Origin of the sequence: Kineococcus sp. G2, from assembly GCF_037154035.1 — a bacterium.
GTDB lineage: Bacteria > Actinomycetota > Actinomycetes > Actinomycetales > Kineococcaceae > Kineococcus.
In genome coordinates, this window is record NZ_JBBBEM010000020.1 from 1 (window position 1) to 26653 (window position 26653).

Here is a 26653-nt window from a genome sequence, read left to right on the forward strand (position 1 = left end):
GCCGCCTGCTGGACGACCTCGACGAGTCCGCGTCCTGAGCCCCTTGACACCGATCACCCACATAATGCCGATGAGCACGCGGTGGATGGCCGCAGGCGTCAGGATGAACCGGTGACCAGCTCAGACGAGATGCGCGCGGCACAGGGCCCCCGCCGTCGCCGCTGGCACCAGCGTCCCTTCCTGCTCCCTCTCCTCCCGCTGTTCACCATCTGGGTGGCAGCCCACTTCTACGAGATCCCGCCTGTCGTGTGGGGCCTGCCACCCCTCGTCGCCACGGCGTGCTCGGTGAGCCTCAAGCGAGCACGCCAACGCGAGCAGGCTCGTCGTGTCGCCGCCACGTCGGTGTGAGGCGTCGAGCGTCACCAGTCGACTTCACGGTCACGGCGCTGTCGTGGACGTCCGCATCCGGCGCCGTCCACGCTGTCCCCAGGTGCGAGGTGTCCCCTCGTACCGACCGCGCGGTGAGGTCAGCGCCAGTAGTGCAGCGTGCTGCGCCGTTGCCCGTCGCTCACGGTGGAGCTGAGGTTGTGAACCCGGCTGGCCACCTCGTTGGCCATGTCTTCGGTGTCGGTGTCCGAGCTCTCGGCGTAGGCGGTGAGGTTCGTCCTCAACAGGTGCACGTCGTCAGTGCCGTCGTGGAAGACGACATCGAGAACTACCGCGCCGTCCAGGAGACGGTGGTACCGGGTACCGAGCACCTCGGTCCGTGGATCGTGCGCCACCTCCAGCAGCGCTTCGACTCGCCGGCGTACGGCTTCGACGTCGATCAAGAACCCCCCTGCACCGCTCACTCGCACATCACCACGCCGCGCCGTGCACCTCAGTCGTGCCGCCGGCCGAGGCGTCCTCCTGCCAGTGGGCTCGGTGAGTTCGGCAGCTCGGCGACGCCGGCCGGACAGCGACGCTCGGGAACGCGACCACCTCGCGCACGGGGTGGCACGGGCGTCCGCGCCGGCTCACCCCTCCGTCTGCGCCCCCCGCCGGCGGATCACGTCCGCCTCCTCGCGCTCGGGTCCGAAGACCCGGAAAACCCGTTGCCGCTCCCCCACCGGCGGGCGCACCCTCGTGCCGTCCTGCCGTCCTGCCGTCCTGCCGTCGACCCGAGGAGGCCCGGGTGCTCGCCTGACGTGCCCCGCACCCACGGACCCGCGCCGCCGCGCGCGGTCCCGAGCGACCACGTCACCAGGAGCCCCCGTGCCGACGAACCCCCTCACCGACCCGACCCCGCGCCCCGCCGTGTCCACCCGGACGACGACGGGCGCCACCACCTCCCTGGCGTTGCGGGAGGTGACGAAGACGTACGACCACCGCGTCGTGCTGGACCACCTCACCGCCTCGATCACCCCCGGTGCGGTCACCGGGGTGATCGGCGAGAACGGCTGCGGCAAGTCCACGCTGCTGCGGCTGCTGGCGGGCGTGGAGGAACCCGACAGCGGGCACGTCGTCGCGGTGGCGAGCGCCGGTCTGGCGCACCTGCCGCAGGAGCCGGCCGCCCCGCCGTCGTGGACGGTGCAGCGGGTGGTGGACGAGGCGCTGGCCGGCGTGCGCCGGCTCGAGCGCCGCCTGCGCGAGCTGGAGGAGGCGATGGCCCGCGCCGGTGGTGCGGGCGACGGGTCGCCGGAGCTGGACGCGCTGCTGACCGAGTACGGCGAGGTGAGCACCGCGTTCGAGCTGCGCGACGGGTTCTCGGCGGACGCCCGCGTCGAGCGGGCCCTCGCCGGTCTGGGCCTGGCTGGGCTGCCGCGCGGGCGCTGCCTCGGTGAGCTGTCCGGCGGGCAGCGTTCCCGGCTGCACCTGGCGGCGCTGCTGGCCGCCGACGCGGAGGTGCTGCTGCTGGACGAGCCGACCAACCACCTCGACGACACCGCCGCCGGCTGGCTGGAGCAGCACCTGCGCACCCGCCGCGGCACCACCGTCGTCGTCAGCCACGACCGGGAGTTCCTGGACCGCACCGCCGGTGAGCTGATCGAGGTCGACGCCGGGCGCGCGGCCCGCTACCCCGGCGGGTACGACGCCTACCGCGCCGCGAAGGCCGCCGAGCGCGCCCGCGCCGAGCAGGAGCGCGCCGCGTGGGAGGAGGAGGTGCGGCGGTTGCGCACCACCGGTGACGCGGCCGCCCGGCGGGTGGCGCACGACCGCCCGCCCCGCGACGGCGACAAGATGCAGTACGACTTCAAGGGCGGCCGGGTGCAGGAGTCGCTGGCGGCGCGCGTGCGGGCGAACGCCGAGCGGCTGCGGCGGCTCCAGGCGGCGGAGGTGCCGTTGCCGCCGGCGCCGCTGAGGTTCACCGCACCCGCCGGCCTGCACGCGCGCTCAGGGGCGCACCTGGTGGCCGAGGGCGTCTCGGTCGCCGGGCGCCTGGCCCCCACCGACCTGGACCTGCGGACCGGCACCCGCCTGCTGGTCACCGGTGCCAACGGCAGCGGGAAGTCGACGCTGCTGGCCGTGCTGGCCGGGCAGCTGCCCCCGGGCACCGGCGCGGTGCGGGGTCGCGCCCGCGTCGGCCTGCTGCCGCAGGACCCACCGGCGCCCGTGCCCGGGCAGGACGTGCTGCGCGCCTTCGCCGCGGGCCGGCGCGGCGGCGCCGAGGAGCACGTGCACCGGCTGCTGACGCTGGGGCTGTTCACCCGCGACCAGCTGGGCGTGCCGGTGGCGCGGCTGTCCACCGGGGGCCGCCGGCGCCTGGACCTGGCGCGGCTGCTCGCCGACCCGCACGACGTGCTGCTGCTGGACGAGCCGACCAACCACCTCGCCCCCCGGCTCGTCGAGGACCTCGAGGAGGCGATCGCCGCGTTCGGCGGCGCGGTCGTCGTCGTCAGCCACGACCGGCGGTTCCGGGCCGGCTGGCGGGGACACCGGCTGCACCTGGAACCGCCGGCACCTGGACGGGGCGCGGTGCCCGGGGGCGGCGCGGCAGCAGCAGGACGGTGAGCGCCAGCAGCGAGACCGGGCGGGTCAGCGCCAGCAGCGCGCCGCCCGCACCGCCGAGGTCCGCGGCGGCCTGCAGCACCGGCAGCAGCCACGGTGCGAGCGCGGCCAGGACGAGAGCGCGCACCCGCCCGGGCGCGGCCACCGCCACGACCACCGCCGCCAGCGGCGCCGCGAGCGCGTGGTGGCTCCACGTCACCGGCGAGACCAGGCAGGTGACGACGCTGACGAGCAGGCCGAAGCGCAGCCGGGCGGCCGGCTCGCCCCACCCGGTGCGGCGGGCGGCCACCGGCACGAGCACCAGCAGCGGCACCGCGGCCGCGAGCGCCAGCGCGGAGGCGGCCGCCTCGCCCAGCCCGGCGTGCGTGAACGCCCCGGCCAGGGAGTTGTTCGAGATGGTGTCCGGCGCGGCCACCCGCGAGGAGTCCCACAGCAGGTCGGTGAAGTAGGAGCGCCAGGACGCCGGGGCGACCAGGGCCCCGGCGAGGGTGAGCACGGTCCCGGCCACGGCCACCCGCACGGCGAAGCGGCGCGCCGCCGGGGCCGCCGCGGCGGCCACCACCAGCGCCGGGGTCACCTTCACCGCACCCGCGAAGGCCGCGAGCACCGCCCCGCCGCGGCCGCCGGCCAGGCAGCCCAGGACGAGGGCGGCCACCACGAGGGGACTGACCTGCCCCAGCACGAGCGCCTCCCGGAACGGGTCGGCGACCAGCAGCGCCGCGGCGCCCCAGCCGACCGCGGCGGCCGGTGCCCGCACGGCCCGCAGGGCGAGCACCGCGAGCACCAGGGCGGCCGCCACGAGCAGCAGCCGCCACAGCAGCAGGCCGGTGCCCGGCGGCACCAGCAGCAACGGGGTGAACAGCGCCGTCGCCAGCGGCGGGTAGACGAAGTAGTGGCCGCGCTCGGTGACGCGCGCGTACGGGTCGGCACCGGCGAGCAGGTCGGCGGCGCCGTGGCGGTACACCGCCAGGTCGTAGCCGGGCTGCCACGCCTGGTCGCCCCACCCGGTGCGCAGCGCGAGCGCCGTCCACGCCAGGGCCAGCGCGACGGGCGCGGCGGCCCGCAGCGCCGGCCTCACCGCGACCCGGCCGCCGAGCGGTCCGGGAACACCAGGGAGCGGAAGGTGAAGAAGCGGAACACCATCGCCAGCGCCATCCCGAAGACGTTGCCGGAGAGGTTGTCGGCCAGGGGGCTGGTCCAGCCGAGGCCGTAGTGGGTGATCACCAGGCACAGCAGCTGGATGCCGGCGGCGATGACGCTGAGGAGGAAGAACATCGCGTACTCGCGCCACGGGTTCTCGCTGCGGCGGTCGCGCCAGGTGTAGTAGCGGCTGCCGAGGAAGGCGATGGCGATGGCGACGACGCTGGAGACGACCTTCGCCCACGCCGATCCGACGCCGGAGAAGATCAGGGCGTTGAACACGATCAGGTCGGCGAGGTACGCCAGCCCGCCGGAGACGAGGAACCGGAACACCTCGCCGCCGCGCTCGGAGGCCAGGACGCGGCGCACCGCTCCCACGGCGCCCCCTTCCGCGCTCACAGCCACACCGCCAGCAGCAGGGACGCCACCCACAGCAGCGCCAGGACCAGCAGGACCCGGTCGTGCAGGGCGATGTCCTCGGGTTCCTCCGCGGCGCCGCGGTCGACGTCGACGGCGTAGCGCAGCACCGCCAGCACGAACGGCACGAGGGAGACACCGGCGACGGGGCTGCCGCCGTTCTGCCGGCCGAGGACCTCCACGGCCCACAGGGCGTAGGTGGCCACCGCGATGGTGGCGGCCAGCGTCCACACGAACCGCAGGTAGGTGGTGGAGTACTTCTGCACCACGCGGCGCACCGGCTCCCCCGTCAGCTCCCCGCGGCGGGCCTCGCCGTAGCGCTTGCCGGCCGCCATGAACAGCGAGCCGAACGCGGCGGTGAGCAGGAACCAGCCCGACAGCGGGATGCCGCCGGCGGTGCCGCCGGCGAGCATGCGCAGCAGGAACCCGGAGGCCACGCACCCCAGCTCCAGCACCGGTTCGTGCTTCAGGCCGAAGCAGTACGCCAGTTGCACGGCGAAGTAGACGCCCAGCACCAGGCCCAGGGACGGCTGCCACAGCACCCCGCAGGCGATGGCGGCGGCCGCCAGCACCACCGCGAGCACGACGGCGGTGCGCACGCCCAGCTCACCGGCGGCGATGGGCCGGAACCGCTTGCGCGGGTGCGCGCGGTCGGCCTCGACGTCGCGGGCGTCGTTGATGAGGTAGATCGAGCTGGAGATCAGGCAGAACAGCCCGAACGCGACGGCGACGCCCACGAGGGTGCCGCCGTCGACCTGCGCCCCGGCGGGGAACACCGGCGCCAGGACGAGGACGTTCTTGACCCACTGGTGCGGGCGCATCGCCCGCAGCCACGCCGGCAGCTTCGAGGAGGTGCCCTCGACGCGCACCGGGGCGCCGGTGTCCTCGCGGGCGCCGCTCACGGCCTCCCCCCGCGCTCGGCGAGCCGGCCGGCGGCCGAGCGGACGGCCGCCTGCGTCAGCGCGCCCAGGGCGGTGCCGGCGGCGACGTCGGAGGGGTAGTGCACGCCCAGCACGAGGCGGGAGAGCGCCATGGCCGGCACGAGCGGCCACGTCGGCACCGGCAGCAGCGGCGCGAAGGCGAGCGCGGCGGCCGTGGTGGAGGTGGCGTGCGAGCTGGGCATGCTCCATCGGCTGGGCACCCCCACCCGCACGTGCACGCGGTGGTCGACGGGGCGGTGCCGCCGCGCGACCCGCTTGAGGACCACGCTGGCGCCGTGGGCGGCGACGACGGCGGTGGTGGCGACCACCCAGTCGCGGCGGCGGGGGCGGTCCACCAGGGCGCCGAGCGCGCCGATCCCGATCCAGGCGGCCGCGTGCTCGCCGGCGTGGCTGAGGACGGTGGCGGTGCGCACCGCGGCGTCGCCGGGAACGTGCTGCTGCACGAAGCGCAGCGCGGCGAGGTCCGCGGCGGCCAGCGGGGAGGCGGACGGCGGCGCCTCGGGGGCGGCGGGCACCGGCTGCTCCTGCGCGGTCTGCTGCGGGCCGCTCACTGCTGCCCCGCCGGGAGCATCACGATGCTGCTCAGCGGCATCGCCCAGGTGGTGGTGATCGGCCACCAGGTCGAGCCGGGCGGCTCGGTGCCGCGGTCGTAGCGGAACAGGTCGTAGGCCACGGGCACGGGCTCCGGGTCGTCGCGGAAGCGGTAGTTCAGCTCGAGCAGCTCGCGCACCACGCCGGAGGAGCTCTCCAGCGCCGCGTCGATCTGCGGCTGGATGCGGCCCGGGTCGGCGAACTGGTCCACGACGCAGTCGCAGGCGTAGGCCAGGTGACCGATCTCGCCCGGGGAGGTGACGTAGCGCGGCCCGCCCTCGGCGGCCAGGCGCGCCTCGACGTCCTCGGCGATCTCGTCGTACTGCGCCGGGGTGGCGAAGTTCGTCTGGACCGGGGCGATGGGCCACGGGGTGCCGTGGCGCACGTCGGCGACGCCGCTGACGACGGCGATCGCGGCGGCGGCCACGAGCGCGCCCCAGCCGACCGGCCGCAGCGGCGAGGACGCGGCACGGCCCCAGCAGGCACCGACTGCGGCTGCGGCGACGATGGTGGTGGTGCCGACGAGGATCGAGTAGTACCAGTGGTACGGCGGCACGCCCAGCACGCTCAGGGCCGCGTAGTGCGCGGCACCGCCCAGCCCCAGCGCCAGCCACGGCACGGGCCGCAGCGCCGCGCCGGCGGGGTGCGCGCCGGTGGCGGTCACGTCCACCGCGTCCACCGCGCGGCTGCGCGCGTGCAGGGCGAACCCGGCCAGCACCAGCCAGCCGAGGGCGCCCAGCAGCACCGGCAGGAACGCCAGCGCCCCGTTCTCGGCGAACACCTGCACGTACAGCAGGGCGCCGTTGCGCACGTCCCACGGCCCCCAGCTGGACTGCTGGACCTTCAGCACCAGCGTGTCCGGCAGCGCCGAGCCGAGGAACACCCAGCTGAACGCCAGCCACGGCACCGCCACCACCAGGGAGGCGCCCACCGCGACGTGCAGGCGGCGCAGCACGGCCGGCAGCAGCAGGGTCACCACCACGACCGCGACGGCGGCGTCCATGCGCGCCAGCACCACGGCACCGGCGAGCAGCCCGTACGGCACCGCCCGCCCGGCGATGCCGGCGCGCAGCAGCAGCGAGAGCAGCAGCAGCACGAACGCGGACTCCAGGCCCACCGACGACAGCAGCAGCGGGTTCACGCCCACCGCCACGGCGGCCAGCGGCCCCACCCAGCCGGGCAGGCCGGTGCGCAGCGCGCTGGAGCGCAGCGAGGCCGCCAGCCCCACCGCGATCGCCACGTGCAGGATCCCCAGGGCCAGGACCGGCCGGCGCACCACGAACGTGACGACCGACAGCACGATCACCCACAGCGGGGAGGTCGCCGTGTTGGAGGTGATGTCCGACAGCAGCCCCCACGTGCCGTGGAAGGCGACGTTGCGGGCGTAGGCGAGGGTGATGTACGCGTCGTCGACGAGGGCGGTGCGCAGCAGCAGGAACGTCGCCGCCGCCAGCGCGCCCACGCCCACCAGCGGCAGCCAGCCCAGCGGGGCGGGCGCGCGCCGCGCGGTCACCGTCGAGTCGATCTCCTTCGTCACCACGTCAGTCCCGCGGCCCTTCGTCGTCGTGGGCGGGTGCGTCCGCACCCGCCTCGCGCTCCTGCCGCCGCGCGTGCTCGCGCTCGGCCTCGTCGGGGTCCTGCCCGCGCATCCGCGCCACGACCCGCACCGCGGTGTCGTCGGCGACGATGCGGCCACCTTCCAGCAGCACCCCGCGGGTGCACAAGCGCGACACCATGTCCAGGTCGTGGCTGACGATGACGAGGGTGCGGCCCTCGGCGCGCAGCTCCTCCACGCGGGCCAGGCACTTGCGCTGGAACGGCTCGTCACCCACGGAGAGGATCTCGTCGATGAGGAAGACCTCCGGGTCGGTGTGCACCGCGACGGCGAACGCCAGCCGCAGGAACATGCCGGAGGAGTAGAACTTCACCTCGGTGTCGATGAACCGCTCGATCTCCGAGAAGGCGACGATGTCGTCGAACCGGGCGCGGATCGTGGCCTCGTCCATCCCGAGGATCGCGCCGTTGAGGAAGACGTTCTCGCGGCCGGTCAGGTCCGGGTGGAAGCCGGCGCCGACCTCGATGAGCCCGGCGATGCGCCCGCGCACGCCGACGCGGCCGGCATCGGGCAGCATCACGCCGGAGATCAGCTTCAGCAGCGTGGACTTGCCCGAGCCGTTGAAGCCCAGCAGCGCCAGGGACTCCCCCTGGTGCACGCGCAGGTCCACCCCGTCCAGGGCGCGGAAGGTGTCCGCGACGGGCCGGCGGCGCAGCTTGGCCATCGCCAGCTCCTTCAGGGAGCGGTTGTGCCGCAGCGTGAAGTCCTTGACGAGACCGTCGACCTCGATGGCGGTGACGGCGGTGGTGGTGGCGGGGATCGTGGTCACGGTCATCACAGCTCCTGCGCGAAGCGGCCCTCGATGCGGCGGAACACCACCTGGCCGATCGCGAGCAGCACGAGGGCCAGCGCCAGCCCCAGCAGGCCCGTCCACAGCAGGTGCGGCGGCAGCGGGGACCCACCGGCCGTCGTGGGGTACCAGAAGCACCAGTGGAACAGCTCCACGGCGGCGGTGATCGGGTTCAGCTGGTACAGCAGCATGCCGAGCGAGTCGGGGCCGCCCACCACGGCCGCCACGCGCTGCCAGTCGTAGAGCACCGGGGAGGCCCAGGTGGCGACCATGAGCATGAGGTCCACGATGTTCTCGAAGTCCCGGTACAGCACGTTGATCGCCCCGAACAGCAGGCCCAGCCCGATCGCCAGGACGCCGACGATCACGAAGCCGAGGAGGCCGCCGGCCAGCTGCCACACCGAGGGCCGCCACCCCACCGCCAGGCACGCCCCCAGCAGGATGACCAGCTGCGGCAGGAAGTGCACCGCCGCCACCCAGCCGGAGCTGACGGCGAACAGCTCGCGCGGCAGGAAGATCTTCTTGATGAGCGGGGCGTTGCCCACCACCGAGCGCGTCGCGTTGCCGAACGCCTCGGAGTAGAAGTTGATGACGACCACACCGGAGAACAGGTAGATCGCGAAGTTCTCCAGGGTGTCGTTGAGCCGCAGGAACCAGCCCATCGCGACCCAGAACACGGCGAACTGCACGCCGGGCTTCACGTAGCTCCACAGCAGCCCCATGACGGAGCCGCGGTAGCGCACGCGCATCTCCTTGCGCACCAGCAGCTTCAGCAGGAAGCGGTAGCGCACGACGTCGGCGAGGCCGCGGCCGTGCCCCGGCGCGACGAGCGGGGGCACGGACGGGCTCGCCGCACCGGTGGTGGACGCGGCGGCCACGGTGCTCAGCCCTCCGGGTGGTGCTCGCCCGGGCGGGCGGGCTCCGCGTCGAGGTCGATGCCGAACGTCCTCGCCCAGGCCCGCATCGAGGTCACCTCGGGCAGCGCCCGCTTGTACTCCTCGCGCAGCCGCGCCCAGTCGGTGAACACCCTGCGGTGCAGCTCCGCCGACTCGGCCAGCAGCGCGCGGAAGCGCTGCGGGTCGCGGCGGTACCAGGCCGCGCCCTTGCCGTCGGCCATCGACACCACGGCGCTGTCGTACAGCGACAGCTCCCACCACTTCGCCTCGGCGGCCGGCAGCGCCACCTGCGGGCGCTCGTCGGCCTTCGCCTCGGTGGGCAGCAGCTGGCGCAGCACCGTCTTGCCCGCCCACGGCAGCAGCGTGAAGCGGTTGGGCGCCTTCGGCTCCCTGCCCTTGTGCGGCGGCTTGCCGCGGCGCGGGCGCGGGAAGGCGTCGGGCTCGGCGGACACGTGCGCGTCGGGGAAGTCGGCGCGCTGCGCGCGCACCTCGCCCAGCGTGCTGCCCAGCGTGCGGTGCAGGTGCTCGGGCCCCTCGAGCAGGTCGCGCAGGCCCCGGTTGCGCAGGGCCTGGGCGTAGTACTGCATGGAGATCAGGTGCTTGACGTCGCCGTTGACGGCCTCGCGCAGCAGCCGGCCGCCGCGCTCGTACGGCGAGTGCAGCATGGCCGCCAGGAAGCGGTTGCGCTGGTGGTAGTACGCCTGCCAGTCGATCGTGTCGTCCTTGTCGGTCCACGACACGTGCCACACGCACGCCCCCGGCAGCGACACCGTCGGGTACCCCGCCTGCCCGGCGCGCAGGCAGTACTCGGCGTCGTCCCACTTGATGAACACCGGCAGCGACAGGCCGATCTCCCGCACCACCTCGGTGGGGATCAGGCACATCCACCAGCCGTTGTAGTCCACGTCGACGCGCCGGTGCATGAAGGGCGTCTGGCGCAGGTTCGAGGCGGCCAGGTTGTGGTCAGCGTGCAGCCCGCGCGCCGGGCCCCAGAAGAACCGGTAGAGGTTCACCTGCTCGCCCAGGGCGTGCAGGACCGAGCGCTCGTAGAGGTCGAACATGTGCCCGCCGACGATCGTCGGCTGCCGGCACGCGTCGCCGAACTGCACGGCCCGCACGATGCCCTCGGGCTCGATCTCGATGTCGTCGTCCATGAGCAGCACGTAGCGGCTGCGGTCGGCGCGCACCGTCTCGAACATGCTGCGGGCGAAACCGCCGGAACCGCCCAGGTTCGCCTGCTCGATCAGGCGCAGCTTGTCGCCGAGCACGGCGGCCGCCTGCTCGTAGCCGGGCTGCTCGCGCACCTTCTGGGTGCCCTGGTCCACGACGATGACCTCGTCGAGCACCGACAGCGCCGACTCGTCGGCGCCCAGCTGCGTCAGCAGCCGCACGAGGAAGTCGGGGCGGTTCAGGGTGGTGATGCCGATGGTGGCCCGGCCCGGCTCGACGTCGGCGACCGGCGCGCTCCAGGACGCCTCCACCAGCCGCAGCCCCTCGGTCCCGCCGACGAGGTCGATCCAGTACCAGCCGCCGTCGGCGAACGGCGCGAGCGTCAGCTCCTCGCGCAGCTGCGCGGTGCCGTCCACGTGCCAGCTCGTGACGCGCTGGCGCTGCCCGCGCGCGTTCGACTTGTAGACCACGACGGTGCCGCGGCCCTCGAAGGAACCGTCGAAGCGCACCGACTCCGCGCGGGTCCAGCGCCGCCAGTACGAGGCGGGGAAGGCGTTGAAGTAGGTGCCCAGCGAGTAGCGGCGCCCCTCGGGCACCTTCAGGCTGCGGCGGGTACCGGCGGCCTCGGTGTCGTGGACCTCCGCGCCGGTGCTGACGAACTGCACCGAGTCGTCCTCGCCCGAGGAGTACCCCTCCGACTGGGCGAAGTCCACGTACAGCGGCAGCACGTCCACGTCGGCGCCGGAGGGGAACACCACCCGGTGCACCTCGCGCCAGCGGCCGTCGTCCGGCGCCAGGACCGTGCCCGTCACCGGGTCCTGCGAGACGTCCAGGCTCACGCGTCCACCCCACCGCTCGTCAGGGAGCCGACCGCTCCGCCGGAGCGGAAGTGCGGCGCCAGCTTGTTGTCCACCGTCGACAGCGCGGCACCGATCGCCATGTGCATGTCGAGGTACTTGTAGGTGCCCAGGCGGCCGCCGAACAGCACGCCGGTCTCGCCCTTGGCCAGGTCGCGGTAGGCCAGCAGGCGCTCGCGGTCGGCGGCGGTGTTCACCGGGTAGTACGGCTCGTCGCCGCGCTGCGCGAACCGCGAGAACTCCCGCATGATCACGGTGGCGTCCTCGGGGTAGGCGCGCTCGGGGTGGAAGTGCCGGAACTCGTGGATCCGGGTGTAGGGCACGTCCTCGTCGGCGTAGTTCATCACCGGGGTGCCCTGGAAGTCGCCGACCTCCAGGACCTCCTGCTCGAAGTCCAGGGTGCGCCACGTCAGCTCGCCCTCGGCGTGGCCGAAGTACTCGTCGACCGGGCCGGTGTACACGACGGGCACCTGGCCGACGACCGCGTCCTTGGAGACGTCGCCGGGGGCGAAGAAGTCGGTGTCCAGACGGACCTCGATGTTCGGGTGGTCCGCCATCCGCTCCAGCCACGCGGTGTACCCGTCGACGGGCAGGCCCTCGTGGGTGTCGTTGAAGTAGCGGTTGTCGTACGTGTAGCGCACCGGCAGGCGGGTGACCGTGGCCCCGGGCAGCTCGCGCGGGTCGGTCTGCCACTGCTTGGCGGTGTAGCCGCGGAAGAACGCCTCGTACAGCGGGCGGCCGATCAGGGAGATCGCCTTGTCCTCGAAGTTCTCCGCCGTCGCGGTGTCGATCTCCCCCGCCTGCTCCGCCACCAGCGCGCGCGCCTCGGCCGGCGAGAGCGCCTTGCGGAAGTACTGGTTGATCGTCGCGAGGCTCACCGGCATCGGGTAGACCTCACCGCGGTAGTTCGTGAACACGCGGTGCACGTAGTTCGTGAACCGCGTGAAGCGGTTGCAGTACTCCCACACGCGCTCGTTCGAGGTGTGGAACAGGTGCGCGCCGTAGCGGTGCACCTCGATGCCGGTGCGCGGCTCGGCCTCGGAGTACGCGTTGCCCCCGATGTGGGAGCGACGGTCGATCACGAGGACCTTCAGCCCGAGGTCCTCGGCGCACTGCCGGGCCACGGTGAGACCGAAGAAGCCGGACCCGACGACGACGAGGTCCGCCGACGCTCCGTTGGACGCGCTGTTCGTAGGCATGGTGCCCGACAGACTAGCCGTCCGAGGCGCCCGGGACGGACGACGCCGCGCCCCGCGCCGCGATGAAGCGCCGGTACAGCGCCCGCCGCACCGGCAGCGGCACGAACCGGTAGCCGCCGCGCACGGCGACGTTGCGCAGGGCCTGCGCGGAACTCGTGAAGCCCTCCCGGCGCAGGTGCGCCTGCAGCAGCACCTCCGAGCGCCACAGCCGCACCCCGCCGCGCCGCGCGTACGCCCCGCCCGCCGCCGCCGGGCCCACCCGGTACAGCACCAGCGGCTCCGGCAGGTTCTCCGCGCGCGCCCCGGCGGCGATCATCCGGGCGAACAGCCAGTAGTCCTCCATCAGCGGCAGGTCCCGGTAGCCGCCCGCCGCGGCGACCGCCGAGCGCCGGTACACCACCGTGGGGTGGTTGAACGGGTCGTGGAAGCGGGCGTAGGAGGCGATGCGCTGCGCCCCCACCGGCGGGGTGCGCCGGCCCACGACGTCGTGCTCGTCCTCGCCGATCTCCAGCAGCCCCGAGCCGACCAGGTCCGCGCCCGCGGCCACCAGCGGCAGCTGGCGGGCGAAGCGCTGCGGCAGGCTGACGTCGTCGGCGTCCATGCGGGCCACCACGTCGTGCGCGCACGCCACCAGCCCGGCCTCCAGCGCCCGGGCCAGGCCGACGTTGCGCGCCAGCGGCACCAGCCGCACCGGCACCCCGCCGGTGTCGGGCGCGCCGGGGGCGGCGAGCTCCGCCAGCAGCGCCGCCAGCGCCGGCGGCACGGGCCCGTCGCGCACCAGCACCACCTCGGCCGGTCGCAGCTCCTGCTCGAGCGTGACGCTGCGCACCGCGCGGCGCGCCTGGCCGGGGTCGTCGCCGGCCCACACCGGCAGCAGCACCGAGAACGGCGGCAGCCCGCCGTCGGCCGGCTCCGCCTGCGGCACCGGCAGGGCGGCGGCGGCCGTGCCCAGCGGCCGCCCGGCCGCCGCCTCCACGGCCAGCACGTCGCGCGAGACCTCCCCCAGCCCGGCCAGGACCTGCGCGGTGGGCGGCGGGGGCCCGCCCAGCCCCTGCGCCAGCCCGTCCGCCAGGCCGCGCAGCAGCAGCGCTCGCCGCGGCGAGCGCGCCACGGTGCGCACCCAGCGCCGCAGCGTCGCCCCGCCGTACAGGGCGCCGTCGCGCGCGTCCAGGGTGCGGTCGCGGGTGAACAGCCAGACCTTGTTGCGCACCTCCCACACGAACCGCTCCCCCGGGTCCGCGTCCGTGCCGCCGAAGACGCGCGTGCGGTGCTCGACGACGCTGGCCGGGGCGAAGACGCCGCGGCGGTGCCGCAGCAGGCGCGTGCTGAACTCGAAGTCGTCGTTCCACAGGAAGTAGCCCGCCTGCGGCAGCCCGTCGGCGCGCACGGCGGCGGCGTCGACGAGCATCGCCACGAAGGACGCCGAGCGGATCGGCACGCAGCCGGCCGCGGCGGCGGCCTCGCGCTCACCGGGTGCGGGCCGCGGGCGGGGCCGGGGCGTGTTCATGGGGTGCGCGCGCCCGTCGCCCCAGACCACGGCGCTGGCGACGACGGCCGGCGGCCCGGCGGGCCCGTCCAGCGCGGCGCGGGCGGCCAGGGCCCGCGCGAGCGCGGTGGGGCGCGGGACGGTGTCGTCGTCCATCAGCCACAGCAGGTCCGGCTCGTGCCGGCGCAGCGCCCGGGCCGCGCCCGCGGCGAAGCCGCCCGCCCCGCCGGTGTTGCGCTCCAGCGGCACCAGGTCCACCGGGAGCTCCGGGTGGACGGCGGCCCAGCCGCGCACGGCGGCGGGGCTGCCGTCGGTGGAGGCGTTGTCCACCACGACCAGCGCGTCCGGGCGCCGCGTCTGGGCGGCGAGGGCGTCCAGGGCCTGGAGCAGCAGCTCGCGGCGCTCGTGCGCGACGACGACGGCGACGACGCGGGGATCGCCGGGGCGCGGCTGCTCGGGGGTCTGGGACGGGCCGGGCGGGTTCTGCACCCGGACACCCTGCCAGGCCCCGGGCACCCCGCACCCCGCCCCTCCCCGCGGTGATCATGCACTTCGTCACACCCGTCACACCGCCCACGTGTGACGGGTGTGACGAAGTGCATGATCACCGCGGGGAGGGGGGCGAGGTCAGGGGGCGGGGAGCTCGGGCACCTCGTAGACGGTGACGGTGCCGCTGCGGAAGACCGGCCGCAGGCCCGGCACCTCGTCCAGCCCCGTCAGCCCGGGCGGGACGGTGTAGGAGTCGGAGCCGTAGAACGCCGCGTCCGCACCGCCCAGCGGCAGCCACGGCGCGTCCGCGTCCACCACGACCCAGCGCACCCCCAGCTCGCGCACCAGCTCGCGCACCCGCGCGTCGGTGGGGAACTCGCGGAAGGAGCGCAGCAGCTCGCGCACCCGCGGCGCGCGCGGCGAGCCGATCGGCGTGGTGGCCAGCACCGGCACCCCGTGGCGGACGTACCCCCAGGTGGAGCCGTCGTTGCCGTTGTTCAGCACCCGCTCGCCGGGGCCCACCCGCTCGGCGAGGAACGCCGCGGCCGCGAGGTCGTCGGGGCTGACGCGCTGGTAGACGGGGTCGGCGTGCTTCTCGCGCAGCGCCCGGACCACGGCGTCGCCGGTGCCGGCGGCCGTCCCGGCCAGCAGGACCACCGCCAGCGCACCGGACAGCGCGGCGCGCGGCGCGGGCGGGACCAGGCGGGCGAGCAGGCCCGGCAGGCGCACCGCCGCCACCCCCACCAGCAGCCACGCCCACGGCGCGCCGTGCGCGGCGACGCGGTAGTACGAGTTCCAGGCCGTGTCCCACAGCACGTCCAGCCCGGGGGCGGAGGCACCCACCAGGTACAGCACCGAGACCGCGGCCCACGCCAGCCACGTCAGCGCCACCGCGCCGGCCCACCGGCCCGCCAGCACCGCGCCGAGCAGCACCGCACCCGCCAGCCACCACTGCGCGGTGACCCCCTCCGGGTCGATGCCGCCCTGCAGCGGCAGCACCAGCACCCGGCGCAGGGCCGCGGGCAGCTCCAGCACGGGCACGTCGCGGGCGAAGCGCTCCGAGGAGCCGCCGCCCGCGCCCGCCGCGGCCGCCAGCGCCGGCAGCACCAGCGCGGCCGCCAGCGCCCCGCCGCAGGCCAGCGCCCCGGCCCACCGCCACGGCAGCGGCCAGCGGCGGCGCACCAGCCCGTCGGCGAGCACCCACGCCACCGCCCCGGCACCGACGGTGACGGCCGCGCTGGGGTGCACGTTCAGCGCACCCGCGCAGCCCAGCGCCAGCGGCAGGACGCGGGCGGCGGGTGCGGGACGCTCGGCCGCCGGCGGCGGCAGCACCAGGGCCAGCAGCCCCGGCGCCAGGGCGAGCGCGGCCGCGTTCGCGACGGCGCCGGAGTCGTGGTGCATCGCCAGCAGCGGCTGGTACGCCAGCGCCGAGGCGAGCGCCGCCGCCCCGCCGGCCACGGCGCCCGCTCCCGGCAGCACCCGGTGGGCCAGGGCGAACAGCCCCAGGGGCTGCACGAGCGCCACGACGAGGACGCTGGTGGCGTTCAGCGCGGTGACGACGGTGCCGCCCCACGCACCGGACGTGCCGGCCAGCAGCGCGACCCACTCGTGCAGGCCGCTGGGGTAGTACAGCGCCGGGGAACCGGTCACCACGTCCAGGGGCTGCGCGGTCCAGGGGGCCGCCTCACCGCTGCGGGCGATGCGGGCGGCGACCAGGGACTGGGTGACGGAGTCGTGCTCCTGGGAGGGCACCGCCAGGGAGCCCAGCCCGGCGCGGAAGACGTGCACCGCCCAGGCGGCCGCGGTGACCAGCAGCACCGCCCCCACCGCGCGGGCGGTGCGCCCGCCGGGCCCGCCGGCACCGGCGGACGGGTGCGCCCCGGGGGGCGGGGCGGCCGGTCGCCGGGCGGCGAGGGCCCGCACGGCCGCGGCCACCGCGGCGGCCAGGGCCGCGAGGGCGGCGGTGACCGCGAGCGCCGTCCACCACGTGAAGGGCACCGGCAGCGGGGCCGTGGCGACCGCGGCGACGGTGAACGCACCGATCCCGACGACAGGTGCGGCACCGGCCAGCAGGGCCGGTGAGCGCACTCCCGCGGCGCGCAGCACCAGCGCGCCCGGCAGCAGCACCCACAGCGCCCCCAGGGCGAGGGTGGCGGCGTCGGCGGCCGGGTCGCCGGCGGGCCAGGAGACCGCGGCGGACGTCACCGCAGCACCGCCAGCACCGCGGCGGCGGCGCGCTCGGCGGCGGCGGCCAGGGAACCGTGCCGCAGCGCCCACGCCCGCAGCCGCGCCCGCCGCGCCGCGTCCGGGCGCTGCCAGGCGCTCAGGACGGCGGCCACCGCGGTCGCGTCGTGCTCGACGACCTCGCCGAGGTCCCCGGCGAGGACGGCGTCGCGGCCGCTGCCGACGCCGGCGAACAGCACGGGGGTGCCGCAGGCGGCCGCCGCGGCGATCTTCGTGGGGGCCATGAGGTCGTAGCCGCTGCCGGGCACCAGGGACGCCAGCGCCACGTCCGCCTCCCCGAGCAGGCGGGCGGCCTCGGCGGGCGGCACCGTGCCGGGCAGCTCCACGGCTGCGGGCGCCAGCTCGGCGGCCAGCGCCCGCAGCCGGGGCGCGTCGACGCCGCCGCCGACCATGACCAGGCGGGCGGCCGGGTCGGTGCGGGCCACCCGCGCGAAGGCGCGCACGAACACCTCCGCGCCCTGCCACTGCGACATGGTGCCGCTGTAGACGGCGCGCAGGCCGGGCGCGTCCGGCACCCGGTCGGCGGGCCGGAAGACGCCGACGTCCACGCCGTTGCCGACCACGTGCACGCGGGCGCGGTCCACGCCGGCGCGCACGACCTCCTCGGCCATGCCGTCCGTGACGGCCAGCACGGCCGCCGCTCCGCGCAGCGCGGCCGCCTCCGCGGCGCGCAGCGCCGTCAGCACCGGCCGGGGTGCCCCGGCCGCCACCGCACCCAGCGACCACACGTCCGGCACGTAGGAGACGTACGGCACACCGCGCAGCCGGCTCGCCAGCCGCGTCGCCAGGCCCGTGGTCGGCGGCGGCTCGTGCACGACGACGTCGGGGCGCCGGCCCAGCAGCAGCCGGCCGGTCAGCGGCACGTCGAAGCTGAGGTACGGCAGGTAGCCGCGCACGACGCCCTCGGCGTCGCGCAGCACCGGGGCGCGGCGGGTGCGCACGCCGTCCTCGTCGGGCGGGGCCGCACCGGGCGGGGTCGTGGTGAGGACCTCCACCTCGCAGCCGGCGGCGACCAGGGCGAGCGCCAGGGCGCGCAGCCGGAAGGGGGCGGCGCCGACGTCGGGCGCCCAGGTCCGGGTGGCGATGCGGACCAGGGGCGACACGGTCGGGGACCCTACCCGGACGCGCTGTGACCGGCGGCGGGGCGCGCGGCAGGATCGCGGCGTGCGCATCGCCGTCGTGACCACCTGGTACCCCAGCAGCGCCGACGGCGTGGAGGGCGTGTTCGTGCACCGGCACGTCGAGGCGCTGCGGCGCGGGCACGAGGTGTCGGTGCTGCACCTGGCGTCCCGGCCGGCCGCGGCCGAGCCCGGCGTGCAGCGGCTGGTGCTGGACCGGCGCTCACCGCGGTCGGTGGCGGCCGCGCTGGCGGCGGCGGACCGGGCGGCGCGGGGCGCGGACGTGCTGCACACGCACGTGTTCTCCGCGCTGCTGCTGCTGGGCCCGCTGGCCGGGCGGTGGCGGCCGCCGGTGCCGTGGCTGCACACCGAGCACTGGTCGGGCGTGTCGGACCCGGCCTCGGGCGGGCCGCTGTGGCGGCGGGCGGCCGGGGTGCGCCGGGTGCTGGCGCGCCCGGACGCGGTGACGGCGGTCAGCCGCTACCTGGCGGACGCGGTGGTGCCCTTCCGCCGGGACGGCACCTGCCACGTCGTGCCGAACGTCGTGCCGGCACCGCCGGGGCTGACGCCACCGCCGGGCGGGCCGGTGCTGCGGCTGCTGGCGGTGGGAAACCTGCGGCCGGTGAAGGACCCGCTGCTGGCGGTGGCGGCGCTGGCGGAGCTGCGCCGGCGCGGCGTGGACGCGCGCCTGCGCTGGGTGGGGGCCGGGCCGCTGGAGGCGGCGGTGCGCGAGCGGGCCGCGCTGCTGGGGGTGGCCGGGTCGCTGGAGCTGCTGGGGCGGCGCGCGCCGGCGGAGTTCGCCGGCGAGTGGGCGGCGTGCGACGTGTTCCTGCTGCCCAGCCGGCACGAGACGTTCTGCGTGGCGGGCGCGGAGGCGCTGGCGGCGGGGCGCCCGGCGGTCCTGGGCGGGCGCGGCGGGGCCCGGGACTTCGCCGGGCCCGGGGTGCACCTGGTGGACGAGCGCAGCCCGGCCGCGTTCGCCGACGCGGTGCAGCGCGCGGCCGCGGAGCGCCTGCCGCCGGAGCGGATCGCGGCGCCGGTGCGCGAGCGCTTCTCCCCGGCCGCCGTGGCCGCCGCCTTCGACGCCGTCCTGTCCACCCTGCCCACCCCGCGCCCCTGAGCCCGCCCCACCCACCCACCCACTCCGCGGTGATCAAGGAAGTTGCAACTTCCTTGATCACCGCGGGGTGGGGGCGGGGACCGGCGGGGTGGGGGCGGGGTCACCGCGGGGGCGGGGTCAGGCGAGGCCGGAGAGCTCGGCCTGCACCGCGAAGTCGGGCACGGCGGCGACGACCTCGTCGAAGGTGCCCACGGCGCGCACCCGCCCGGCCTCCAGCACGACGACCGCGTCGCAGTCGCGCACGGTCGCCAGGCGGTGGGCCACCACGAGCACGGTGACGCCCCGCAGCGCGGTGACGGTCCCGGTGACGGCGGCCTCCGTGGCGGCGTCCAGCGCGCTGGTGGCCTCGTCCAGCACGAGCACGTGCGGGTCCGCGTACAGGGCCCGGGCGATGCCGAGCCGCTGGCGCTGCCCCCCGGACAGCCGCAGCCCGCGCTCCCCCACCGGGGTGCGCACCCCCTGCGGCAGCGCGGCGACCACCTCGCTCAGCTGCGCGGCGGCCAGCGCCCGCTCGACCCGGGCGAGGTCGACGTCCTCCTCGCTCCAGCTCAGGGCGACGTTGCGGGCCACGTCGGCGTCCAGCAGGGCGACGTCCTGGGGGACGTACCCGACCCGCTGCCGCCACGCGCCGGTGACCTCCTCCAGCGGCCGGCCGCCGACGAGCAGGCGGCCGCCGGTGGGCAGCAGCAGGCCCAGCACGAGGTCCACCAGCGTCGACTTGCCCGACCCCGAGCGGCCCACGACCGCGACGCGGGCACCTGCCGGCACGACGAGGTCCACCCCGTCCAGGGCGGGCGAGGCGCTGCCGGGGTAGGTGAACGAGACGCCCTCCAGGCGCACCTCGACCGCCCCGGCGGGCAGCCCGTCGGCGTCACCGGTGGGGGTCAGCACCGGCGCCGGCCCCTCGGAGGCGCCGGTCTCGCGCAGGGCGTCGAGCACCTCGCGGGCGTTGGGCTGGTGGGCGTGCATGGTCGCGAAGACGGACTGCAGGCGCGTCAGGCACGGCACGACGCGGAAGCCCGCCACGGCGAACAGGCCGATCGCGGTGATCGCCTCGGTGAGGCCCTGGGTCAGCACGGCGACGGCGCCGACGACGAGGAAGCCGCCCAGCAGCGCCGCCTCCAGCACGAACCGCGGCCCCACCGAGTAGAAGAAGGCCATGCCGCGGGCGCGGGCGCTGCGGCTGCGCACGTCGCGGGCCACCCCGGCGAGCTGCTCACCGCGCCCGCGCAGGGTGATCTCCTTGGTGGCGGCGAAGGACTCCTGCACCAGGCGGACGGTGTCGACGCTGGTGGCGACCGCGGTGCGCCCGGCCGCGGCGGCGCGCCGGGCGATGACCGCGTAGAGCACGAACGCGACGACGGCGAAGTAGGCGGCGGCCACCAGGGCGGTCTGCCACGCGGCGACGAGGACGACGAGACCCACCGCGGTGAGGCTGGCGACCTCGGCGACGAGGCTGGAGAACGGCATGAGGAAGCCGTTGAAGGTCTGGTTGAGGGACTCGTCCACGGTGCGCACGGCGCGCGCGGAGCTGGCCCGCAGCCGGTAGCTCCAGGAGGCCGAGAGGTAGGCGCGCACGAGCCGGTCGGCGACGTCGACCTCGTGCCCGGCGAAGCGCACCACGCCCCAGCGCACGAGCAGCAGGCTGGCGACGCTCTTGACGACGAGCAGCGCGCTGACCACCACGACGAGCGCCACGAGGGTGCCCGTGCCGATCTCGTCACCCACGCCGGGCAGGGGCACGGTGAGCTGCCCGGCGCCGCCGCGCACGGCGACCGGCAGCAGCACCGCGAGCAGTCCGAGGGCGACGACGTCGAGGACGGCGAGCGCGGCCTGGGCGCCGCTGTAGACGGTGACGAAGCGCCCGCTGCCCGCGGGGAGGAGCCTCAGCAGGGCCTTCACGGTCCGGAGCAGCTCGCGCACGCGGGCCATCCTCCCCGACGCGGGCGGGGCGAGCGGCCATGATGGTCGGGTGAGGAGCACCCCGCACGACGCGCCGCGCGGCGCGCGCCCGGCCGAGGCCGGCACCCCGCCCGTCCCGCCGCCGGCCGCGGACCGGCACCCGGGCACGTGGGTGGTGGTGCCCCTGTACCGGGAGGCCGGCGTGGTCGGCGACGTGGTGCGCGAGCTGCGCACCCGCTTCGCGCACGTGGTGTGCGTCGACGACGGCAGCCCGGACGACTCGGCGGCGGTGGCGGAGGCCGCGGGGGCGACGGTGGTGCGCCACGGCGTGAACCTGGGGCAGGGGGCGGCGCTGCAGACGGGCATCGCCTACGCGCTGCGCGACGAGCTGACGACGTCGGTGGTGACGTTCGACGCGGACGGCCAGCACCGGGTGGAGGACGCCGACGCGATGGTGCGCCGGCTGGGGCGCGAGGAGCTGGACGTGCTGTTCGGCTCGCGGTTCCTGGACCGGCGCACGCAGCTGGACCCGTTGCGGCGGGTGGTGCTGCGCCTGGCCACGCTCTACACGAACCGCTCCACGGGGGTGCGGCTGACGGACGCCCACAACGGCCTGCGGGTGTTCTCGCGGCGGGGGGCGGCGCACCTGCGCCTGAGGCACGACCGGATGGCGCACGCCAGCGAGATCGTGGAGCAGGTGGGGCGCGGCGGGTTGCGCTGGGCGGAGCACCCGGTGGAGATCCGCTACACCGACTACTCGCGCTCGAAGGGGCAGTCGCTGCTGAACAGCGTCAACATCCTCGTCGAGACGCTGCTGGGCTGATGCCGGGACCGGGGAGGGGGACGTCGTGCTGCTGATCCAGCTGCTGCTCATCACCGCGGTGCTCGCGGTGGGGGTGCTCCTGGTGCGCAGCACCGCCGGGGCGCGCCACCAGGCGGTGCGGCGGCTGCTGCTGGGCGGGCTGGTGGTGCTGGCGGTCGCCAGCATCCTGGCACCGGGGGCGGTGACCGCGGTGGCGCAGGCGCTGGGCGTGGGCCGCGGCACGGACCTGCTCCTGTACGGGCTGGTGGTGGCGTTCCTGGGGGTGCTGGTGTCCTCCTACCGCCACCGCCGCTCGATGGAGGAGCGGCTGACGCAGCTGACGCGGCGGCTGGCGCTGGACGAGGCGGAGCCGCCGTCGCTGGCGCGGGCCCGCCACGAGCACGCCCCGGCCCCCCGGGACCGGCCCCGCGCCTGAGCGGGGGCCGGTCGCGGGGCCGGGGCGCCCGGGTCAGGCCAGGGCGGCGCGGATCTCGGTGAGCACCGAGTCCTGCACGGCGTTGGGGCCGCCGAAGACGAGCGCGGTGCCGACCTCGAGCGGGTCGCCCTGGTCGTCCTTCGTGGCGCGGGCGTCGGCCTGCAGGTCGCGCAGCGCGGCGGCGGTGGCGTCGGGGAGATCGCCGGGCTGGGTCAGCAGCAGCGGGCCGCCGCCGTAGGCGAGCAGCGCGGAACCGGACAGGGCGTCGGCCCAGCCCTCGCCGGTGGCGACGCCGACGATGGTGGTGGCGTCCTCGAAGAAGCTGCTGGAGGTGAACTGGCGGGCGATGCGCGCGGAGGTGTCGTAGCGGTCCGCGCCGGCGATGGGCGCCCAGCCGGCCCGGCCGGTGACGGCGACGGCCGCGGGACCGCCGATGGCGATCCTGGTGGCGAAGTCCCGGCTGCCGAGGTACCCGGCGGTGGTGGCGCCGAGCTGGTTGCCGTCGCTGAGCAGGACGACGCCGACGCTGTGGTCGGTCTCGGCGTCCACGACACCCATGAGGGCGCCGGCGGCGAGCCCGTCGGGGAAGTTCCAGCCGGTGACGACGGAGACGGTGGTCGCCTCGGGCAGCAGCTTGGCGATCTCCACGGCGGTGCCGAAGCGGTCGGCGCCGGCGACGCGGCGGACGGTGCCCGCGACGCCGAGGGAGCGCACGGACTGCTCGACGGCACCGGACAGCGCCGAGGTCCCGCCGAGCAGGTAGACGGTGCCGCCGGGGGCCAGCACGTCGCGGATGGCGTCGGCGACGGAGGGGTCGAGGCCGGCGCTGGGGGTCAGCAGCAGCGGGCCGCCGGCGTCGGAGGCCAGGGGCGCCGCGGCGAGGGAGTCGGCGAAGGAGTCGGAGCGGGCCAGCACGACGGCCGGCACCTTCTCCTGCGAGAACGCCCGGGACGCCTGGACGGCCGTGGCGATGCGGTCGGCGCCGGAGACGCGGCTGACCGTGGCGGCCTTCAGCTGCGCGTCGCCGGGGTCCGCACCGGCGGGCGCGGCGACGCCACCGACGACGGCGACGGCGAGGGCGGCGGCGAGGGCCAGGGAGCTGGGACGCAGGCGCATGGGGACCTTCCGGGGGTGTGCGTGGGCCGGCGCGCGGGACGCGCGGACCCGACCGGTGTCGGACCGGACGGGCTCGACCTTGAGGGACAGGGTCGCACGGCCCGCAGACGTGTGAGGCGGCTCACACGGTCGGGGCGGGAGTGCGGGCCCACGTCCTCCGCACGGCCCAGCGTGTTCTCCGTGCGCTCTCGGACCACTACTGTGCGCGGCATGCGCATGACTGTCATCGGGTGCGGGTACCTGGGCGCCGTGCACGCCGCGTGCATGGCCGAGCTGGGTCACGAGGTGGTCGGCGTCGACGTGGACGTGGAGAAGATCGAGGCGCTGCGCGAGGCGCGCGCGCCCTTCTTCGAGCCGGGCCTGCCGGAACTGCTGGAGCGCGCCATGGCCACCGGCCGGCTGCGCTTCACCACCGAGGTGGCCGAGGCGGCCGGCTCGGCGGTGCACTTCGTGTGCGTGGGCACCCCGCAGAAGCGCGGGGAGTTCGCCGCCGACATGCGCTACGTGGACGCCGCCGTCGACGCGCTGCTGCCGCACGTGGGCGCCGGCGAGCTGGTGGTGGGCAAGTCCACCGTGCCGGTGGGCACCGCCGCGCGCCTGGCCGCGAAGGTGACCGAGCTCGCCCCGGGCGCCTCGCTGGCGTGGAACCCGGAGTTCCTGCGCGAGGGGCACGCGGTGCAGGACACCCTGCACCCGGACCGCCTCGTCTACGGTGTGCCCGAGGGCCCGGAGTCCGAGACCGGCCGGGCCGCCAAGGCGCTGCTGGACGAGGTGTACGCCACGCCCCTGAAGCGCGGCACCCCCACGATCGTGACCGACTACCAGACCGCCGAGCTGGTCAAGGTCGCCGCGAACTCGTTCCTGGCCACGAAGATCTCCTTCATCAACGCCATGGCCGAGCTGTGCGAGAAGGTCAACGCCGACGTCACCCAGCTGGCCGACGCCATCGGCCACGACGACCGCATCGGGCGCAAGTTCCTCAACGCCGGCCTGGGCTTCGGCGGCGGCTGCCTGCCCAAGGACATCCGCGCGTTCATGGCCCGCGCCGGCGAGCTCGGCGCGGACCAGACCCTGACCTTCCTGCGCGAGGTCGACTCCATCAACATGCGCCGGCGCATCCGCATGGTCGACCTGGCCCGCGAGGTCTGCGACGGCTCCCTGATCGGCAAGCGCGTGGCGGTCCTGGGCGCGGCGTTCAAGCCCGACTCCGACGACATCCGCGACTCCCCCGCCCTGAACGTGGCCGCGCAGATCCAGCTGCAGGGCGGTGACGTGGTCCTGACCGACCCGGCCGCGCTGGACAACGCCCGCAAGGCCGTGCCCTCCATCGGCTTCGCCGAGACGGTCGAGGAGGCCGTCACCGGCGCCCACGTGGTGCTGCTGCTGACGGAGTGGAAGCAGTACCGCGACCTGGAACCGGCCACGATCTCGCACCTGGTCGCCGCCAAGCGCGTCCTGGACGGGCGCAACGCCCTGGACCCGGCCCGCTGGCGCGCGGCGGGCTGGACCTACCGCGCCCTGGGCCGCCCCCGCGCCTGACCCACCCCCACCCCTCCCACCCCCGGTGATCGAGGAAGTTGCCACTTCCTCGATCACCGGGGGTGGGTGTGGGGGAAGTGCGGGGGTTCGCGGGGAGCCGCGCGGGGGCCCGGCGAGGACCCGGGAGAGCTCGCGGCGGGTCACCCGTGCGCGACACCGCGTGCCCCTACTGTGGTGACGTGCCCGTCCCGCCGCCCCCCACCTCCGACCCGGCGCAGCCGTCCCCCCGCCGGACGCCGGGGCGGCCCGCGCCCGCCGGGGACGACCGGACGGTCGACGGGCGCACCGGCTACACGGCCACCACCTACGGGCGCCCGGCGCGCCGGCGTCCCGAGCGCGCCGCCGCGCAGACCCCCGGGCGCGAGCAGCGCCTCGCGGAGCTGCGGCAGCCGGAGGAGCCCGCCCGCCGCACCGCGCCGCCACCCGCCGGTCCCCCGCCGCCGCGCCGCCCGCACCGCTCGGTGGCCCGGCGCCGCCGGCGCGTCCTGCTCGTCCTGCTCGTCGTCGCCCTCGTCGTCTACCCGCTGACCCTGGCCTGGCGCGGGCTGTCCGCGGTGCAGCACACCGCCGCCGCCCCCACCGGCGAGCGGCCCGCCGACACCCCCGGGACCACCTACCTGGTGGTCGGCAGCGACTCCCGCGACGGCATGAGCGCCGAGGAGCTGGCGCAGTACTCCGCCGGCGGCGACGACATCCTCGGCCGGCGCACCGACACGATCATGCTGCTGCACGTGCCGGAGTCCGGGCCGGCCGCGCTCATCAGCGTCCCGCGCGACTCCTACGTGCCGATCCCCGGCCACGGCTCGGGGAAGATCAACGCCGCGTTCGCCCTGGGCGGTGCGCCGCTGCTGACGCAGACGGTCGAGGAGGTCTCCGGCCTGCGCGTGGACCACTACGTCGAGACGGGCTTCGCCGGCTTCGCGCACATCGTGGACGCCGTCGGCGGTGTCGAGATGTGCCCGCCGGCGGCGGTGCAGGACGTGCGCGCCGGCCTCGACATCGCGGCCGGCTGCCAGGAGATGGACGGCGCCACCGCGCTGGGGTACGCGCGCTACCGCTACTCCGACCCCGCCGGCGACCTGGGCCGCGCGGCGCGCCAGCGCGAGCTGCTGGCGGCCATCGTGGACGAGGCCACCTCGCCCACCACGCTGCTGAACCCCCTCCGGGCGTTCTCGCTGGCCTCGGCGGCCGGCGGCGCCCTCACCGTCGACGAAGACGCCTCGCTGGGTGCGCTGCTGACGTTCGCGAACGGGATGCGCTCGGCGACCGGCTCGGACGGGATCTCCATGACCGTGCCGGTGGCGAACGCGAACCTGCGCACCTCCTCGGGGCTCGCCGTGAAGTGGGACACCGAGCGGGCGCTGGAGATGTTCGCCGACCTGGAGGCCGACGACACCGAGGCGCTGCGCTCCCTGCTCCCCTGAGCGCTCCCCGCCGGCAGGGGCGGGTCAGAGGGTGCCGGTGAGGCCGACGACGGCCTCGGTGAGCATCTGGTCGTGCTGCTGCTCGTCGAGGGACCCCTCGGCGAGGCGGTGGTCGAGGACGCGACGGACGAGCTCCGCCGCGTCAGCGCGCGCCACCGTCGCGCCGCGGCCCCCGACCGCGGGGAACACGGCGAGCTCGCTCCCGTCCCCGTAGGCCGGCCCGGCCAGCCACGGTCCCCCGCCCTCGCGGGCCACCAGGCGGTGGACCTCGGCGGGGTCCATGGCCAGGACGGCGTGCGCGATGCGGTCGAGGTCGAGGACGTCGGTCTGCTCGTCGGCCATGGGCCGATCCTGGCACCGCGGCCCCGGCTGCGCCCGGCGGCGCGAGCCGCAGGGGCACGGCCGCCGGGACGACGGAGGGCGCGGGCGGCGG

Annotated in this window: 23 protein-coding genes; 7 read left to right on the forward strand and 16 right to left on the reverse strand. The window is 76.2% G+C overall.

Annotated features, from left to right (window positions below):
* The coding region (locus V9U69_RS04245; RefSeq protein WP_337060057.1) for a hypothetical protein at nt 1-348 on the forward strand (348 nt) is incomplete at its 5' end.
* Between the two features lie 119 nt (nt 349-467).
* Here the strand turns inward: V9U69_RS04245 and V9U69_RS04250 are convergent.
* Nucleotides 468-770, reverse strand: coding sequence for a hypothetical protein (locus V9U69_RS04250; RefSeq protein ID WP_337060058.1), 303 nt, complete (start codon nt 768-770; stop codon nt 468-470).
* A 466-nt stretch (nt 771-1236) separates the two neighbouring features.
* Here V9U69_RS04250 and V9U69_RS04255 point away from each other — a divergent pair, with 466 nt between their 5' ends.
* Complete coding sequence (locus tag V9U69_RS04255; protein WP_442907586.1) at nt 1237-2931, forward strand: ABC-F family ATP-binding cassette domain-containing protein; 1695 nt, start codon at nt 1237-1239, stop codon at nt 2929-2931.
* Here the strand turns inward: V9U69_RS04255 and V9U69_RS04260 are convergent.
* The 12 genes from V9U69_RS04260 to V9U69_RS04315 form a co-directional block, all read right to left on the reverse strand.
* Complete coding sequence (locus V9U69_RS04260) at nt 2816-4006, reverse strand: glycosyltransferase family 87 protein (RefSeq protein ID WP_337060060.1); 1191 nt, start codon at nt 4004-4006, stop codon at nt 2816-2818. The two genes, V9U69_RS04255 and V9U69_RS04260, sit on opposite strands and share 116 nt — an antisense overlap.
* Nucleotides 4003-4467 carry a GtrA family protein gene (locus V9U69_RS04265; protein WP_337060061.1) on the reverse strand — a complete coding sequence of 155 codons (465 nt, stop codon included), beginning with the start codon at nt 4465-4467 and terminating at the stop codon, nt 4003-4005. The genes V9U69_RS04260 and V9U69_RS04265 overlap by 4 nt, the downstream gene beginning before the upstream one ends.
* A complete protein-coding gene (locus tag V9U69_RS04270; RefSeq protein WP_337060062.1) occupies nt 4464-5387 on the reverse strand; it encodes a decaprenyl-phosphate phosphoribosyltransferase in 924 nt (307 codons plus the stop codon). Before V9U69_RS04270 ends, V9U69_RS04265 begins: the two co-directional genes overlap by 4 nt.
* A complete protein-coding gene (locus V9U69_RS04275) occupies nt 5384-5977 on the reverse strand; it encodes a phosphatase PAP2 family protein (protein ID WP_337060063.1) in 594 nt (197 codons plus the stop codon). Before V9U69_RS04275 ends, V9U69_RS04270 begins: the two co-directional genes overlap by 4 nt.
* Nucleotides 5974-7554, reverse strand: a complete 1581-nt coding sequence (locus V9U69_RS04280; RefSeq protein WP_337060064.1) for a hypothetical protein — start codon at nt 7552-7554, stop codon at nt 5974-5976. The genes V9U69_RS04275 and V9U69_RS04280 overlap by 4 nt, the downstream gene beginning before the upstream one ends.
* Nucleotides 7555-7558: 4 nt before the next feature.
* On the reverse strand, nt 7559-8407 hold the full coding sequence (locus V9U69_RS04285; protein ID WP_337060065.1) for an ABC transporter ATP-binding protein: 849 nt from the start codon (nt 8405-8407) through the stop codon (nt 7559-7561).
* Nucleotides 8407-9300, reverse strand: a complete 894-nt coding sequence (locus tag V9U69_RS04290) for an ABC transporter permease (RefSeq protein WP_337060066.1) — start codon at nt 9298-9300, stop codon at nt 8407-8409. Before V9U69_RS04290 ends, V9U69_RS04285 begins: the two co-directional genes overlap by 1 nt.
* Before the next feature lie 5 nt (nt 9301-9305).
* On the reverse strand, nt 9306-11327 hold the full coding sequence (locus V9U69_RS04295; RefSeq protein ID WP_337060067.1) for a glycosyltransferase: 2022 nt from the start codon (nt 11325-11327) through the stop codon (nt 9306-9308).
* A complete protein-coding gene (gene glf, locus V9U69_RS04300) occupies nt 11324-12544 on the reverse strand; it encodes a UDP-galactopyranose mutase (protein ID WP_337060068.1) in 1221 nt (406 codons plus the stop codon). Before glf ends, V9U69_RS04295 begins: the two co-directional genes overlap by 4 nt.
* A gap of 13 nt (nt 12545-12557) precedes the next feature.
* Nucleotides 12558-14519, reverse strand: a complete 1962-nt coding sequence (locus V9U69_RS04305; RefSeq protein WP_337060069.1) for a glycosyltransferase — start codon at nt 14517-14519, stop codon at nt 12558-12560.
* Nucleotides 14520-14657: 138 nt separating this feature from the next.
* Entirely contained in the window at nt 14658-16724 is a 2067-nt protein-coding gene (locus V9U69_RS04310) for a DUF6541 family protein (RefSeq protein ID WP_337060070.1), read from the reverse strand.
* Nucleotides 16721-17866, reverse strand: a complete 1146-nt coding sequence (locus tag V9U69_RS04315; RefSeq protein WP_337060071.1) for a glycosyltransferase — start codon at nt 17864-17866, stop codon at nt 16721-16723. Before V9U69_RS04315 ends, V9U69_RS04310 begins: the two co-directional genes overlap by 4 nt.
* A gap of 61 nt (nt 17867-17927) precedes the next feature.
* Between V9U69_RS04315 and V9U69_RS04320 the strand changes: the two genes are divergently transcribed.
* Complete coding sequence (locus V9U69_RS04320) at nt 17928-19001, forward strand: glycosyltransferase (protein WP_337060072.1); 1074 nt, start codon at nt 17928-17930, stop codon at nt 18999-19001.
* Between the two features lie 117 nt (nt 19002-19118).
* On the opposite strand, the gene V9U69_RS04325 is transcribed toward V9U69_RS04320, so the two are convergent.
* Nucleotides 19119-20924: an ABC transporter ATP-binding protein gene (locus tag V9U69_RS04325; protein WP_337060073.1), complete on the reverse strand. Its 1806-nt coding sequence runs from the start codon at nt 20922-20924 to the stop codon at nt 19119-19121.
* 154 nt (nt 20925-21078) lie between these two features.
* On the opposite strand from V9U69_RS04325, the gene V9U69_RS04330 reads away from it, so the two are divergent.
* Together V9U69_RS04330 and V9U69_RS04335 are read left to right on the forward strand one after the other, a co-directional pair.
* Nucleotides 21079-21726, forward strand: a complete 648-nt coding sequence (locus tag V9U69_RS04330) for a glycosyltransferase family 2 protein (protein WP_442907587.1) — start codon at nt 21079-21081, stop codon at nt 21724-21726.
* A 25-nt stretch (nt 21727-21751) separates the two neighbouring features.
* On the forward strand, nt 21752-22141 hold the full coding sequence (locus V9U69_RS04335) for a DUF2304 domain-containing protein (protein WP_337060075.1): 390 nt from the start codon (nt 21752-21754) through the stop codon (nt 22139-22141).
* A 33-nt stretch (nt 22142-22174) separates the two neighbouring features.
* Here V9U69_RS04335 and V9U69_RS04340 read toward each other — a convergent pair whose 3' ends face one another.
* Nucleotides 22175-23257, reverse strand: a complete 1083-nt coding sequence (locus V9U69_RS04340) for a cell wall-binding repeat-containing protein (RefSeq protein WP_337060076.1) — start codon at nt 23255-23257, stop codon at nt 22175-22177.
* Between the two features lie 210 nt (nt 23258-23467).
* Between V9U69_RS04340 and V9U69_RS04345 the strand changes: the two genes are divergently transcribed.
* Together V9U69_RS04345 and V9U69_RS04350 are read left to right on the forward strand one after the other, a co-directional pair.
* A complete protein-coding gene (locus V9U69_RS04345; RefSeq protein WP_337060077.1) occupies nt 23468-24796 on the forward strand; it encodes a UDP-glucose dehydrogenase family protein in 1329 nt (442 codons plus the stop codon).
* A 179-nt stretch (nt 24797-24975) separates the two neighbouring features.
* The gene (locus V9U69_RS04350) at nt 24976-26220 is read left to right on the forward strand and encodes an LCP family protein (RefSeq protein ID WP_337060078.1); all 1245 of its coding nucleotides are present in this window, start codon (nt 24976-24978) and stop codon (nt 26218-26220) included.
* Nucleotides 26221-26244: 24 nt separating this feature from the next.
* On the opposite strand, the gene V9U69_RS04355 is transcribed toward V9U69_RS04350, so the two are convergent.
* The gene (locus V9U69_RS04355; protein WP_337060079.1) at nt 26245-26562 is read right to left on the reverse strand and encodes a hypothetical protein; all 318 of its coding nucleotides are present in this window, start codon (nt 26560-26562) and stop codon (nt 26245-26247) included.
* Nucleotides 26563-26653: the final 91 nt, after the last annotated feature.

Coding starts and splice junctions, on each gene's coding strand:
- V9U69_RS04285 (WP_337060065.1), bottom strand. CDS start 8,407: ATGACCGTGACCACGATCCCCGCCACCACCACCGCCGTCACCGCCATC.
- glf (WP_337060068.1), bottom strand. CDS start 12,544: ATGCCTACGAACAGCGCGTCCAACGGAGCGTCGGCGGACCTCGTCGTC.
- V9U69_RS04340 (WP_337060076.1), bottom strand. CDS start 23,257: ATGCGCCTGCGTCCCAGCTCCCTGGCCCTCGCCGCCGCCCTCGCCGTC.
- V9U69_RS04345 (WP_337060077.1), top strand. CDS start 23,468: ATGCGCATGACTGTCATCGGGTGCGGGTACCTGGGCGCCGTGCACGCC.
- V9U69_RS04355 (WP_337060079.1), bottom strand. CDS start 26,562: ATGGCCGACGAGCAGACCGACGTCCTCGACCTCGACCGCATCGCGCAC.